At 52.0% G+C, this 13,598-nt stretch carries 13 protein-coding genes and 1 rRNA gene; 7 read left to right on the top strand and 7 right to left on the bottom strand.

Annotation, left to right across the window (positions count from 1 at the left end):
* Positions 1-68 precede the first annotated feature (68 nt).
* Positions 69-186: ribosomal RNA gene (rrf, locus tag R6U67_RS08305) — 5S ribosomal RNA — on the top strand.
* A gap of 102 nt (positions 187-288) precedes the next feature.
* On the opposite strand, the gene R6U67_RS08300 is transcribed toward rrf, so the two are convergent.
* Positions 289-1,140 (bottom strand): ABC transporter ATP-binding protein, encoded by an 852-nt coding sequence (locus R6U67_RS08300; protein ID WP_410252112.1) that lies wholly within the window; start codon positions 1,138-1,140, stop codon positions 289-291.
* Positions 1,141-1,409: 269 nt separating this feature from the next.
* Between R6U67_RS08300 and R6U67_RS08295 the strand changes: the two genes are divergently transcribed.
* The 6 genes from R6U67_RS08295 (at position 1,410) to R6U67_RS08270 (ending at position 6,934) form a co-directional block, all read left to right on the top strand.
* Positions 1,410-2,465: an RNA polymerase sigma factor, RpoD/SigA family gene (locus R6U67_RS08295; RefSeq protein WP_410252111.1), complete on the top strand. Its 1,056-nt coding sequence runs from the start codon at positions 1,410-1,412 to the stop codon at positions 2,463-2,465.
* A gap of 77 nt (positions 2,466-2,542) precedes the next feature.
* On the top strand, positions 2,543-3,037 hold the full coding sequence (locus tag R6U67_RS08290; protein ID WP_410252110.1) for an N-acetyltransferase family protein: 495 nt from the start codon (positions 2,543-2,545) through the stop codon (positions 3,035-3,037).
* 54 nt (positions 3,038-3,091) lie between these two features.
* Entirely contained in the window at positions 3,092-3,322 is a 231-nt protein-coding gene (locus R6U67_RS08285; RefSeq protein ID WP_410252109.1) for a hypothetical protein, read from the top strand.
* A gap of 134 nt (positions 3,323-3,456) precedes the next feature.
* Positions 3,457-5,241: a sensor histidine kinase gene (locus tag R6U67_RS08280; protein ID WP_410252108.1), complete on the top strand. Its 1,785-nt coding sequence runs from the start codon at positions 3,457-3,459 to the stop codon at positions 5,239-5,241.
* Positions 5,242-5,385: 144 nt separating this feature from the next.
* A complete protein-coding gene (locus tag R6U67_RS08275; protein WP_410252107.1) occupies positions 5,386-6,087 on the top strand; it encodes a HEAT repeat domain-containing protein in 702 nt (233 codons plus the stop codon).
* 7 nt (positions 6,088-6,094) lie between these two features.
* Positions 6,095-6,934, top strand: coding sequence for a transglutaminase-like domain-containing protein (locus R6U67_RS08270; RefSeq protein WP_410252106.1), 840 nt, complete (start codon positions 6,095-6,097; stop codon positions 6,932-6,934).
* Between the two features lie 15 nt (positions 6,935-6,949).
* Here the strand turns inward: R6U67_RS08270 and R6U67_RS08265 are convergent, their stop codons facing one another.
* The 6 genes from R6U67_RS08265 to R6U67_RS08240 form a co-directional block, all read right to left on the bottom strand.
* Positions 6,950-7,618, bottom strand: coding sequence for a PEP-CTERM sorting domain-containing protein (locus R6U67_RS08265; protein WP_410252105.1), 669 nt, complete (start codon positions 7,616-7,618; stop codon positions 6,950-6,952).
* A gap of 36 nt (positions 7,619-7,654) precedes the next feature.
* On the bottom strand, positions 7,655-8,509 hold the full coding sequence (locus tag R6U67_RS08260) for an MBL fold metallo-hydrolase (RefSeq protein ID WP_410252104.1): 855 nt from the start codon (positions 8,507-8,509) through the stop codon (positions 7,655-7,657).
* A 68-nt stretch (positions 8,510-8,577) separates the two neighbouring features.
* Positions 8,578-9,705: a chorismate synthase gene (gene aroC, locus R6U67_RS08255; RefSeq protein WP_410252103.1), complete on the bottom strand. Its 1,128-nt coding sequence runs from the start codon at positions 9,703-9,705 to the stop codon at positions 8,578-8,580.
* 62 nt (positions 9,706-9,767) lie between these two features.
* Complete coding sequence (locus R6U67_RS08250; protein WP_410252102.1) at positions 9,768-10,676, bottom strand: methylenetetrahydrofolate reductase; 909 nt, start codon at positions 10,674-10,676, stop codon at positions 9,768-9,770.
* A gap of 76 nt (positions 10,677-10,752) precedes the next feature.
* Positions 10,753-11,763, bottom strand: a complete 1,011-nt coding sequence (gene trpS, locus R6U67_RS08245) for a tryptophan--tRNA ligase (RefSeq protein WP_410252101.1) — start codon at positions 11,761-11,763, stop codon at positions 10,753-10,755.
* A gap of 149 nt (positions 11,764-11,912) precedes the next feature.
* A partial coding sequence (locus tag R6U67_RS08240; RefSeq protein ID WP_410252100.1) for a calcium-binding protein occupies positions 11,913-13,598 on the bottom strand: 1,686 nt, incomplete at its 5' end.

The raw sequence follows: 13,598 nt of genomic DNA, 5'->3' as shown, positions 1-13,598 counted from the left end.
TTGACCTCAAATGATGTCTCAATTCCCTGATTAGGTTGACTGTGCAGTCTTCAAGGTTTCTGTTCTTTCCTGGTGCTTCTAGCGAAGTGGCCCCACTCCGATCCCTTCCCGAACTCGGCTGTGAAACGCTTCTGCGGCGAAAATACTTGGGGGGTTGCCCCCTGGGAAGATAGCTCAGTGCCAGGTTAATATTTCTGAAAAAGGCTCCCTGAGAATGGGGGTCTTTTTTGGTTTTCGGGGCTAGAGTAGGGGCGCAAGATGTTCCCCTACTCTTTGGGATTGAGGTTTTTAGTCCAGTTGGCGGCCGGTGAGTTCGACGAAGATATCTTCTAGGTTGGATTCACGAGCCATCATACCGGTGCGATCGCCCTGCTGGTTGATATAGTGATTGGCTTGCTCCAAATTGGTAAAAAACTGGCTTTGAAGGCCGTCGGAGGTCTGCTTCACCACTACTCCTTCACCATGGTTATGCCGTAACTCGTCAAGGGTTCCGAGTTCGATGAGTTGACCATTGTCGAGAATGCCGATGCGATCGCACAGATATTCCACTTCCTCCATATAATGGGTTGTCAACAGCATGGTCATCCCCTGATCCTTGAGATCCAAGAGAATTTCCCAAAGACGGCGACGAGTTTGAGGATCTAACCCCACTGTGGGTTCATCGAGAAATAAAATTTCCGGCTGATGTAGGAGCGATCGCGCGATCTGTAACCGCCGCTTCATCCCCCCAGAGAGGGTCTTCACAAGGGCGTCACGGCGATTAGTTAGCTCCACATACTCCAACCAACGGTCAATACGTTCCTGACGCTCTCCGGGCGGGATATGGTGCAAGCGTCCGTGGTACTCCATATTCTCCCAAACCGTCAGATCGAGATCCACACTAACCTGCTGAAGAACAACTCCAATCGAGCGTTTAGCCAAACGAGCCTGGTGAACCACATCATAGCCGGCCACCTCAATCGTGCCTGACGTCGGCTTCGTCAGCGTGGTCAGCATTCGCACTGTGGTCGATTTGCCGGCCCCGTTGGGGCCAAGAAAGCCAAATAATTCTCCTTTTGCAATATCAAACGAAAGATTGTTAACCACTCCAAGATCTCCATAGACCTTCGAGACATTTTGCACAGATACAGCAGCATTCATAGATTCATCAAGGGTTAGCGATCGCACTCAGTCAGACGAGGGAGACAGACATCTACCCTGAGATAGATGCGCACTCTGGGCATATTTATTACCATAAGTATAGAGCTTATACAACAATTTTTAAGGTTTGTTGACAAATCCAAGAGAATCCAACTTGACAATTTAGTCACAAAAACCTATACTGTAAACAGATGTAAAGCATCTAAAAATGTAAGTTTTTACTATTTAAAATCCCATTTTTTTTGAAGTTAGCTGAAGAGGAAATCAAATTGACTGCTAGCACTGCCACTCAACTCCAGACACCCGTTGTGAATCCGAGCGACGAAAACCCAGCAAACATTGCTCGGGCTCGTTCTACGGGCTATTCTAAGACGGTGTCCGATGATGCGGTAGGGGCATTTTTTAAGGAAATGTCTCGCTATCCGTTACTGAACCGCGAAGAAGAAATCCACCTAGCTCGGCAAGTTCAAGATTGGGTTGCGATTCGAGAAAAACAAGCAGAACTCGCAGAATCCCTAGGTCGAGAACCCGAGCGTTCCGAGCTGGCTGAAGCCCTTGGTTTAACTCAAAAAGCATTGCAGCGACAGATTCATCGGGGTCGCACGGCGCAGAAAAAAATGATTCGCTCGAACCTGCGTCTTGTGGTTTCGATCGCCAAGCGTTACCTAAACCGGGGAGTTCCGTTTCTCGATCTAATCCAAGAAGGTGCATTAGGTCTAAGCCGCGCCACCGAGAAATTTGACCCCGAGAAGGGCTACAAATTCTCCACCTACGCTTACTGGTGGATTCGTCAGGGGATTACCCGCACCATTGCCAACGATGGGCGCACCATCCGCCTTCCCATCCATATCGTTGAGAAACTCAACAAACTCAAGAAGACCTATCGGAAGCTCGGACAGGATCTCAATCGCCAGCCTAGCGAGGACGAACTCGCCGAAGCCTTAGACATGTCCCTGAAGCAATTGCGACAATTGCAACGGGTGAGCCAACGCTCCTTGTCTCTGAACCATTACGTCGGGGATGAAGACAACACCGAAGTCTTGGATCTGCTCGAAGACACCGATAGTCCCTCGCCGGATTCTCAGGTCAGCGAAGATATGATGTGTCAAGGCGTGCGGCAGGTTCTCGACGAAGCCCTGACCCAGCGTGAAAGTGAAATTCTGGCGTTACGCTATGGGTTAAACGGAGAGAAACGCAAAACTCTGCAAGAAATCAGTAACCTGTTTAATTTGTCCCGAGAACGGGTCCGACAAATCCAAACCACCGCTATGCGGAAACTGCGCCGTCCTCAAATCTCTCGTCGCCTGCGGGGCTGGTTACATTAATTTCCCAAGCGCCGGCTATTTCCAACCAACCTGTAGCTCCTTCGAGCCTGGGTTGGTTTTTCATCATCGGGAGTGTAATGTTCACAATTCGTCTGGCCGCCCCGGAAGACACTGAAGCGATCTTCAGCTTAATCCAAGCGCTAGCGGCCTTTGAGAAACTCGAACAGCAGGTGACGGGAAGCCCCGCCCAGCTTCATGAGCATTTGTTTGGGAATCCCCCCTATGCCGAAGTCTTCGTGGCTGAACAGCAACAGACAATCGTTGGCTATGCCCTGTTCTTCAGCACCTATTCGAGCTTCCGAACCCAACCGGGACTCTACTTAGAAGATGTGTTTGTCCACCGCGACTATCGCCGTCAAGGAATTGGGACAGCTCTGATCGCCCAAGTCGCCCAACAGGTTGAACAACGGGGCTATGGACGCCTAGAATGGTCTGTCTTAGATTGGAACCACAGGGCAATTTCCTTTTATCAACAGCTTGGGGCAACGGTTCTCCCCGACTGGCGCATTTGCCGGGTGAGCGATCGCCCCCTGAAGAAACTAGCCCAACAAGTCGTAAAATCCCAGAATTGATCCACCAACCCGTTAAGATAGACGTGAACTGTCGCGTTCCGCTTTAGCCGTCTTATGACCGATTCGACATTGCCTTCAGAACAGAAGAAACAGCAGGTGGAAGTTTCCATCCAGCTTGATTCTGAACTCGTTGATCAAATCCAACATCTTTCGAGTGATCCGAGTAAAATTATCGAAACAGCGATTCGACAGTGGCTGCGTGGTGAGACAACCCGTGATGACGACCTCAGCCGCCGCTTAGAACGCAATCCCCCAGTCCCACCTCGTGGCGAATGGAACGATTAGCCGAAATCGCCCAAGTTGGGAGATAAGATAGCGGCTCAACTCCCTCGTACCGTTTCCTAACCGATCGGTTAGGAGTACGGCGGGGTAACGGGCCATTCGGGGCATCCTGCAAACCGTTCCTCCTGATAAGTTCCATGACTTTGACTCAGACCTTCCATCTTCCACCTGGGGTTCTAAGACCACCTGACCTCGAAGTTGGAGACGACGGGAGATTGTTTCTGCGATCTCTAGGGGTTGAGCTGAGCTATATTCAAGAGCGAACGGGGCGCTATCGCAGTTTTCTGTGGCGTAATGGGGCGAATCAGTTTACCCCCAGTCACCAACAGCAGGTCTTTCAGCCGGTGGATACGGTTGCCTATCTGACCCATATCTGTCGGATTTTGGACAACTGTAGCCCTGAATCTCTGCGTTGCTTTTTCAAGGTGGGAGCCGAGGTTCGCGCATTTGAATTGTCCATCGCTCCCCTATCCAGCCGTGAAGGAGAGTCTGACTGTGTTTTAGTCGTCGGACGACAGGTCAGCCCCCTTACACCGGCTATAACCGGCCAGGACTCTCCTCTAGAAATTCCCACGTCGGAATTTGCTAATCTGTCGGAATCTCCCTCGTTTTTAACTCAGGTCTCCTATCCGAAGTTGTTGACGCAGATTGCTCGACAGATTCGTCAAACGTTGGATTTAGAGATTATCTGGCAGCAAACCGCCCATGGGTTTGAATCGGCTATGAATGTGCGTCAATGTTATGTGTATAGTTATGAGGGCCATCAACGTCAGGTGACATTGGTGGCCCGCTCTCCTCATGATCCCACGACGACCCCAATTGGTACGGAGCTATTGCTCGAAGAGGCTCCGGAGTTGCAACAGGCGATCGCCAGTTTGACCCCGATTCTGGTTGAGTCATCGCCCGATGACGTCGCGGGGCGATCGCAGCTCGTTGTGGCCACCCGTCATCAGGGCCAGGTGAATGGACTAATTTGCTTAGAACGTTATCGAGAAGATGCTCCCAACTCGCGGCCCTTGTGGCATCCGGTGGAACTCGAAATCATCAGTGAACTGGCCGATCAGGTGGGGACGGCGATCGCCCATGCGATTCTTTACCGAGAACTCGAACTGGCTCGTCAGGAAGCCGAAGAAGTCTCACGCCTCAAAAGTGATTTCCTGGCTAATACCTCCCATGAACTGAGAACCCCCCTCAACGGGATGATGGGATTCCTAAAATTGATTTTAGATGGGATGACTGATGATTCCGAGGAGCAGATGGAGTTTATCGAGGAAGCCTATCGCTCGGCGGTTCATCTGCTCAGTATTATTAATGACATCCTCGATATTGCCAAAATTGAAGCGGGTAAGATGCACCTAGATCTCGAACCCGTTAATCTAAAAGAACTTCTAACCCATCTCGAAGAGTTTGTTCAAACCCAAATTCAACAAAAACAGCTTTACTTTCAAGTCCAGATGCCCGACACCGAGGATAATATTGTTGTCTATGGTAACTATCAACGACTGCTTCAGATTCTCCTCAATCTTGTGGGTAATGCTATCAAGTTTACCCATGAAGGAGGCATTACGATTACGGCTGAGGTAATCTCTCGCCCAATCGTGGTCAACGATCGCGAATTTTCGGGGGTTCTCAAGCTCAAAGTGGCGGATACAGGAATTGGTGTCTCGTTAGAACAGCAGGATAAACTGTTTCAAACCTTTAGCCAGGTTGATGGATCTCGCACTCGCCAATATGGAGGAACGGGACTGGGTTTAGTCATCTCGCAAAAGCTCGTCGAGGCCATGGGAGGCGAAGTTCACTTCTATAGTATGGGAGAAGGACTCGGTTCCACGGTGACTTTTACCATCGCTCTGTTCCAAGAACCGGTGATGATTTCTCTCGATGAAACCCTCGACTCTCTGGATTTGTTGGTTGAAAGTTAGAGTGACAATGGGGAAACTGGATGATCTTCTGAGTTCGATCGCCAACCCTAGTCCGATTGGCCGCTGAGCTGACTGCCTACCATAAATAGGCGTTATAATAAAGACTATTATGTAAATTTTTTTTAAGGATAACGCCCGGAACCGATGAATTTACAAGAGATTTCCAGCAACCTTGATAGTGACAATGCCCGCGATCGCATGTTGGCCCTGGCCTCCCTGCGCAACATCCCCGCCTCCGAGGCGGTTCCTCTGATCAAGAAAGTCCTCAACGATCATCATGTGGCCTTGCGATCGATGGCCATCTTCTCCCTGGGCATCAAGAGAACCGACGAATGTTATGAGTTACTGGTGAACCTGCTACTCCATGATCCCGACTATGGCATTCGGGCCGATGCCGCTGGGGCCTTGGGCTATCTCGGCGATCCTCGGGCCTTTGAACCCCTGTCACGAGCCTTTCTCGAAGAAACCGATTGGCTAGTTCGCTTCAGTGCCGCCGTGTCCCTAGGGAACCTGAAAAACCCGGAGGCTTATGATATTCTGCTGCAAGCCCTCCATAGTGGTGAGGTGATGTTGCAACAGGCGGCGATCGCCGCCCTAGGAGAAATCCAAGCCATCGAAGCTCTCGAAGATCTCCTCGGCTTTGCCAACTCACCCGATTGGCTAGTCCGACAACGCTTAGCTGAGGCCTTGGGGCATCTCAACCATCCCCAGAGTTTAGCGGCCCTCACCTATCTGGAAAAAGATAGTCATCCTCAAGTGGCCGAAGCCGCTCGCCTAGCCCGAGAACAGTTGCAATTGGGGGCAACACCAGACCCCAAATCAACGCCCGAATCAACGATTGGATAGAACCCCTATGAAGTTTAATCTGGGCTGCAATTTGAGCTATAGCTTATCGGCTGAGAGTACTCTAATTTTCAATATCGCCGTTTGTAACAACCGAGTGCAACATCTCCTGCACGAAGATCTCCAGATTCAGGCCGAGGCCAGCGTTGATCACTATTGTTCTAGGGAGCTGGGGAACCGATATAGTCGTATCAACGCGGCGGCGGGTCCTCTAACCCTTTCCTACCAAGCCAGCGTTGAGTTAAACGCCATTGAAAAACCGCCTCAAAGCATCACCGAAGTTCCCCCGGCGGAACTTCCGTTAGACGTCTTACCGTACCTCTATCCGAGTCGTTACTGTGAATCCGATCGCCTGCTGCGATTTGCCCAAACTGAGTTTGGGGAGTTGGTTCCTGATTATTCTCGGGTGACCGCCATCTGTAACTGGATTTATGAGAATGTCACCTATCTCTCGGGGAGTACCGACACCCAAACATCCGCCTTCGGGACAGCCACTGAACGAGTGGGAGTCTGTCGCGATTTTGCCCATTTAGGCATCGCCTTCTGTCGCGCCTTGAATATCCCTGCTCGCTTTGTGACTGGATATGCCTACGGGTTGCAGCCTCCTGATTTCCATGCCTATTTTGAGGCCTATTTAGGCCATGCCTGGTATTTGTTTGATCCCACCCGTCTCGTTCCCCGGACGGGGTTAATCCGCATTGGAACCGGCCGCGATGCAGCGGATGTCTCCTTTGCCACGCTTTTTGGTCCCGTGATGATGGAGGAGATGAGGTTGTGGGTTGACTGTATCAGTCCTGGGGAAGAGCCGCAGGCGACCGATGAGGCGATCGCTTTTGTCGAATTGCCCTAGGCGCGATTAGGATATTTAAGATGACTTAGCTCGCGATCGCCAGGCTACTCCAGCCAAGGTCATAAGTCCCAAGAGTAGGGAGGGTTCAGGAACCTGGGTGCTGTCCGGGTTTAGAGTCCTGGCATGGGGCTGATAGTCATAGCTGAGGGTATTTTGGACAAACCAATTTAAACTCTTTAATACCGATTCATCATTGATGACCGGATAGCGAATATAGCCAATATTGCCCTGATTGAGCGTCCCGAACAAGCCTCCCACGCGATCGCCGGGACGGCCGAGAAAATCATTAAGATTATCGAAACTGACACGGCCACTGAAAGTCCGACTTTCGGTTTGATTCAACTCGTCAACCGTAAAAACACCACCGAGATCATCACTGAGACCGTCAAACCCCTGAACTCCATTGAGGTCGAAATCCCAGGCCACCGTACAATCATGCCAGCCCCCTTGGGACTGACATCCGCTCACCGGAGACCAAATCGAGTCAAAGCGAATCTCATAGCTAAACACAACTCGTTCGAGAGATCCCAAACGGCTATCGAAGGCCTCAAACATATCACCCGAGGGTAGAGTATTCACCGTCTGGTGAATCGTGGCGGCTTCAGCGACAGGAGGTTGCGGGAGACCAGACAGGAGAACCAGCCCTAGAGTGCCTAGGGTAAGCCGATTTATCTTCAATTCCATTAGATTTGCACAGAATTTGCCAAATAGCGCCGGGACTTAGTCTCCGACGTTAAGAATCATACCCTCTTGTGCTAACACAGCATTCGGAAAGTTGTCACGAATTTCAAACTGCAATTTATCCAAGAAATCATCCGTATGGCCCGGTTCATGGTGAAAAATGACCAAGGTTTTCACGCCAGCCGCCTTAGCCACCTTGACCCCTTCCTGCCAAGTAGAATGTCCCCAGCCCACTTTCGGAGATTTAGGATTATGGTACTCCTCATCGGTGTACATGGCATCATAAATCATCACATCTGCCCCTTCGGCTAAGGCCATGACGTTTTCATCGAGGCGGTCTGGGAAATGTTCCGTGTCCGTGCAGTAAAACACCGAGTGACCCTGCCAGTTGACCCGATAGCCCATGGCGGTGTTGGGATGGTTGAGGGGCGTGGTTTCTATGTGAATATCATCGAGGGCGAAGGGTTCGCCACAGATGAGGTCAGAAAATTTCATGTCGGCTCGCAGTCCCCCCAGGGGAACGGGAGAGTTGGGGTGTAAAACCCGTTCCATGAAGTGTTTTTCTAGGGATTCACCATTTTGGGGGACGGCACCGTGGATGCGTAGACAATGATCTTTGACAAAGGCAGGGGCAAAGAAGGGAAAGCCTTGAATGTGATCCCAATGGTAATGGGTAAAGAACATATAGGTTTCCGGGGGTAGCTGCCGCATCATGTCTTTGCTCAGAGACCGAAGGCCGGTTCCTCCATCAAAGATAATGCGCCGGCCCCCAACTTCCATTTCGATACAGGACGTGTTGCCACCGTAGCGCACGGTGGTTTTACCGGGGGTCGGAATACTTCCGCGAACGCCCCAGAACTTCACGAGAAATTCAGAAGAGGTGGCTGGTTCCATAGACGTTTCGGGAGACGTTTCGGGGACAGGGGGACAGGAGCGACCCAGCCGAGAGGACAACGTCCTGACTAGGTTTTAGGGAGGTTGAGGGACGGTAGCTCTGCTGCTGGCAGGGTTTGGCATTGGGCCTGCTGGCGCAGGAGATGGTCGCAAAGAACCAGGGCGACCATGGCTTCAACCATGGGAACGGCCCGAGGAAGCACACAGGGATCATGGCGTCCTTTGGCGGCAAGCACGGTGTTCTGACCATCACGGGTAACAGTCTGTTGTTCTTTCCGAATTGTAGCAGTGGGTTTAAAGGCAATGCGAATGGAGATGTGTTCTCCATTACTGATGCCACCTTGGATACCTCCGGAGCGATTGGTGCGCGTGCGGATGTTGCCGTCGCTGTCGGCGTAAAACTCATCATTATGTTCACGGCCGCTGAGTAGGGTTCCGGCGAAGCCGGAGCCAATTTCAAAGCCTTTGGTGGCGGGGAGAGACATGACCGCTTTGGCGAGATCGGCTTCGAGTTTGTCGAAGACGGGTTCTCCGAGGCCTTTGGGGACGCAACGGGCGACACATTCGACGACTCCTCCGAGGGAGTCTCCCTCTTTGCGGGCTGCTTCGATCGCCGCGATGGCCCGTTCAACGAAGTCGGCATCGGGCGATCGCACCATGTTTTGTTCGACATCCTCTAGGGTGACGGTGTCTGGGTTGACCTGAGCTTCTAGGTCTCGTACCCGTTTAACATAGCCGACAATCTCGACGCCTGCCACTTGTTTTAAAATCTTTTTGGCGATCGCCCCGGCGGCCACGCGGCCGATGGTTTCTCGGGCTGAGGAACGTCCGCCTCCTTGCCAGTTGCGGATGCCATATTTGGCGTCGTAGGTGGCATCGGCATGAGAGGGACGGTATTTGACGGCCATTTCGTCGTAATCCTGCGATCGCGCGTCTTTGTTGCGAACCAGAATTGAGATTGGGGTTCCTAGGGTTTTGCCTTCAAAGACCCCCGAAAGAATTTCGCAGCCGTCACTTTCACGGCGGGGGGTGGTGATTTTACTCTGTCCCGGACGACGGCGATCGAGTTCAAATTGGATCTCTTGGGGGGAAATTTCAAGTTGAGGCGGACAGCCGTCGATGATGACGCCAACGCCCCCACCATGAGACTCGCCAAAGGTTGTCACCCGAAACAGATGTCCGAAACTGTTACCCACAATCTGCTGCTTTTGTTTGCAAGAGAACTTTTGTATCTTAACATTCCCAATCCAGTTTGGTGTCAGCGTTGCAGGGAGGAGGGACGGGAGATAGGGGGAATCCCTGCCATATCCAGAATCTCGGGGATGAGATGTTCGGTGCGAATGGCCATCAAATGGACGCCCTGACAGAGACAGCGGGCCTGTTTGATTTGTTCGGCGGCGATGGCCATGCCTTCTCGCAGGGGATCGGCGGCTTCGTCGAGGCGATCGATGGTCTCGTCGGAAATGTGAACGCCGGGGACGTATTTGTTGATGAATTTGGCGTTTTTGGCGGATTTGAGCAGGAAGATGCCGGCCAAAATCGGTTTGTCGTACTCGGCGGCAATTTGAGTCATGAATTTGTCGAGGCGGTCAAAGTCGGAGATGAGTTGACTTTGGAAGAATTGCGCCCCGGCGGCGATTTTGCGCTCAAAGCGACGCTGTAAGCCGGACCAACTGGCCAGTTGTGGGTCCACGGCTGCCCCGCCAAAGAGGTCGAGTTTGCCGTCGCTGAGGGGGCGATCGTTAAAGTCAATGCCCTGGTTGAGTTTGTGCAAGGTTTGCAAGAGGCGCACGGATTCGAGGTCAAAGACGCTTTTGGCTCGTTCGTGATCGCCGGCTTTGACGGGGTCGCCGGTGAGGGCGAGAACGTTACGAATCCCTAGGGCGTAGGCTCCCATGAGGTCGGCTTGTAGGGCAATGCGGTTGCGATCGCGACAGGCTACCTGAAACACCGGTTCAATGCCATATTGCACCAGGAGCGCTGAGGCCGCCAGAGAGGACATCCGCAGCACCGCTCGGGACCCGTCGGTGATGTTAACGGCATGAACCCGCCGTTTTAGACAGGTTGCCATTTTCAGCATATGGCTGGGGTCTCCTCCTTTGGGGGGAGCCACTTCGGCGGTGATGAGAAATTCTCCGGCGTGAATAGCGGTACGAAGACGGGACATAGGGGAGGGGAGGGAACAGGGAATAGGGAACGGGGAACAGGGAATAGAAGGGAACGGGGAATCGAGGCGGCTGGGATTAGAGGGGTTGGGAGAAACCCATGGCGGTTTTGACGCGGCTGAGGGTGGTTTGGGCGATCGCCTCGGCCTGTTCGCGCCCCTGTTTGAGGACTGATTCGAGATAGCCTGGGTCTTGCATCACCTCATGATAGGTCTGTTGGATGGGCCGTAGGGCTTCGATGGTGGTTTCGGTTAACAGGGGTTTGAACTGTCCCCAACCCATGGACGCACAATCGGCGGCGACGGTTTCTTTCTCCTGTCCTGATAGAAGGAGATAGAGGGTTAGGAGGTTGTTACATTCGGGGCGATCGGGGTTGTCGAACTCTAAGCCGCGCATGGGATCGGTTTTACATTTTTTGATTTTCTTAGCGATGGTGTCGGGGTCGTCTAAGAGATTTATACGGCTGAGTTCGGAGGGATCCGACTTGGACATCTTTTTATTTCCATCCGTGAGACTCATCACCCGCGCCCCGTCTTTACGGATGAGGGGGTCGGGCATTTTCAGGACGGGATGGTCGGGGCTGCCAAATTGGTCGTTGAGACGGATGACCAAGTCTCGGGTTAGTTCGAGATGTTGTTTTTGGTCTTCACCGACGGGGACTTTGTCGGCATCGTAGAGGAGGATATCGGCGGCCATGAGGACGGGATAGTCCAAAAGTCCGGTTCCTACGTTCTCGCCCTGTTTGATGGCTTTTTCTTTGAACTGAATCATTCCCTGAAGCCAGTTGATGGGGGTGATGCAGTTGAGAAGCCAGGTCAGTTCGCTATGGGCGCTGATGTGGGATTGAATGAAGATGTTGGCATGGTCGAGGCTGATGCCACAGGCTAGGTAGAGGGCGGCTATTTTGTAGCTATTTTCGGCTAGGGTTTTGGGGTCATGGGGGACGGTGATGGCATGGAGATCGACGACACAGAAGTAGTTGTCGTAGTTATCTTGACCGTCGACCCAGTTGCGAATGGCTCCTAGGTAGTTACCGAGGTGAAGGTTTCCGGTGGGTTGAACCCCGGAGAGAATGCGCTGTTTACCCATGACTGCTCGCGATATCTGTTAACTGCCAATCTAACTGCCGATTTAACTGCTGATTAGCGAAGGCTTAATATTTCGACATCCTCTAGTTTGACATACTGCGCGATCGCCTTGGTCACAGTCACGGCTTTGTTGAGGGAGCCGTATCGCGATTATTCCAGGCCGGGATAGCTGATTGGCAGCATTTGACTGGGGTCTAGGAGGTCGGCGGCGGTGTTTTGTAGGGTGGCGATCGCCCTACCGCTACGGTCAACCTGAATCAGGGTATGGTTACCCTGTTGGGTCCAGGTGAGGTCTTCTGAGGTTAACCCGTGGGAGAGTCCCAGGCGATCGCGGTCTGGGTTGAAGTCGGTAATTACGTCATAACTCGACTGTGGACGCAAGATGAAGAGATTATTTCCCCCACCTCCGGTCAGGGTATCGTTCCCGAAGTCCCCGGATAAGACTGTATCACCTGGCCCCCCGATGAGTAGGTCATTATCCTGGCCGCCAAAGAGGGTATCGTCGCCATCTCGACTATAGATGCGATCGTTTCCCTTGTTGCCAAAGAGAAGGTTGTCTCCCCCCTGAGCGAAAATCACGTCATCATAATCAAAAGCGGCGATGGTATCGTTACCATCGCCGCCAATCAGGGTTTCGGGTTCAGTTCCACTTCCCAGAATTAGTTGGTTGATGAGTCGTCGTGAGGAACGGTTGGCTGTGGGTTCGGGTTCGGGTTCTACGTCAGCCTCTGAGTCGTCGCTGTCTGAGTCGGAATCGGCTTCGGGGTCAGGTTGAGGTTCTGCGTCTGAGTCGTCGCTGTCGGAATCGGCTTCGGGGTCAGGTTGAGGTTCTGCGTCTGAGTCGTCGCTGTCTGAGTCGGAGTCCCCAGTTTCATTATCCTGGGTTGGGTCTTCGATGCGGTAGCGATCGCCCGCTTCAAAGGCCTCAGTCAACGCGACACCAGCATCATTAACAATCGTCGCAGTATCTGGCACATCCAGACGTAGGGTTCCGTCTCCGTCCACCCCTTCCAGGGTGACCTCAATCATGGTTCCTGATTCCGCTGAGACTGAGGCGATGTCAGCGGTAGCGGTTCCAGTGGTGGTTAGGCTAAAATCGGCAACATCCACCTCATTGACCGCTTCGCTAAAGCTAACTTCGTAAATAATTGTCTCCTCGGTCGTACTTTCATCGATAGTGTCTGGTCGTTGAATGGCGAGAACACGGGGAGCAAGTTCGTCAGGATCAGAAGTATCCTCAACGGGGCTATAGTTGAGGCTGAAATTATCAATGGCAACGGTATCTCTATAGTTGCTGTTTGTGCTATCTGAGAGGGCAACAATGCGAATTTGTACAAGTTTGCTTTGGTTATCTATCGCATCACCGAAATCTAAAAGTTCCGATCCTGTTGTCAATTGGGTGACACCCCATTCTTCGGGATCGTCGTAAGTACCGAGGGGCAAAAAATCACTCTCAGTACCAATCCGATAATCAATTGTCCAGGAAGTGGAACGTTTTTTGATACTAAGCATTTGAGCTTCTAAGGACAGTTGAAAATCCTGGAAGCCTTCAGTATTGGCAAGAGAGAGAACGAAAGCTGCACCCGGATCACCAAAGTCTTCCGTCTGACGAATTCCGAGGGCGCGATCGCTGACTTGCTTCTGCTTAGATGCTGCATCTCCTTCATCTACTTCACTATTTGCAGACGCGACATTTCTAAACCCCCCTGCTGTATTATTCCAACTTTTAGGGTCTGAATTAAAGTTGATTAATGTTCCCAGACTTGATGAGGTTGCGTCTGTGTAAATTGCCCAACCTGAGGGAAGTCCATCGCCGAGAGTATTGAAATCTTCCTG

The organism is Sodalinema sp., from assembly GCF_046483825.1.
In the GTDB taxonomy this organism is placed as follows: domain Bacteria; phylum Cyanobacteriota; class Cyanobacteriia; order Cyanobacteriales; family Geitlerinemataceae; genus Sodalinema.
This window is presented reverse-complemented; position numbering and strand designations above follow the sequence as displayed.

What these genes read in the sequence shown, in the direction of transcription:
- R6U67_RS08300 (WP_410252112.1), bottom strand. Translation starts at nt 1,140, where the DNA reads ATGAATGCTGCTGTATCTGTGCAAAATGTCTCGAAGGTCTATGGAGAT.
- R6U67_RS08290 (WP_410252110.1), top strand. Translation starts at nt 2,543, where the DNA reads ATGTTCACAATTCGTCTGGCCGCCCCGGAAGACACTGAAGCGATCTTC.
- R6U67_RS08285 (WP_410252109.1), top strand. Translation starts at nt 3,092, where the DNA reads ATGACCGATTCGACATTGCCTTCAGAACAGAAGAAACAGCAGGTGGAA.
- R6U67_RS08280 (WP_410252108.1), top strand. Translation starts at nt 3,457, where the DNA reads ATGACTTTGACTCAGACCTTCCATCTTCCACCTGGGGTTCTAAGACCA.
- R6U67_RS08275 (WP_410252107.1), top strand. Translation starts at nt 5,386, where the DNA reads ATGAATTTACAAGAGATTTCCAGCAACCTTGATAGTGACAATGCCCGC.
- R6U67_RS08270 (WP_410252106.1), top strand. Translation starts at nt 6,095, where the DNA reads ATGAAGTTTAATCTGGGCTGCAATTTGAGCTATAGCTTATCGGCTGAG.
- R6U67_RS08265 (WP_410252105.1), bottom strand. Translation starts at nt 7,618, where the DNA reads ATGGAATTGAAGATAAATCGGCTTACCCTAGGCACTCTAGGGCTGGTT.
- R6U67_RS08260 (WP_410252104.1), bottom strand. Translation starts at nt 8,509, where the DNA reads ATGGAACCAGCCACCTCTTCTGAATTTCTCGTGAAGTTCTGGGGCGTT.
- R6U67_RS08250 (WP_410252102.1), bottom strand. Translation starts at nt 10,676, where the DNA reads ATGTCCCGTCTTCGTACCGCTATTCACGCCGGAGAATTTCTCATCACC.
- trpS (WP_410252101.1), bottom strand. Translation starts at nt 11,763, where the DNA reads ATGGGTAAACAGCGCATTCTCTCCGGGGTTCAACCCACCGGAAACCTT.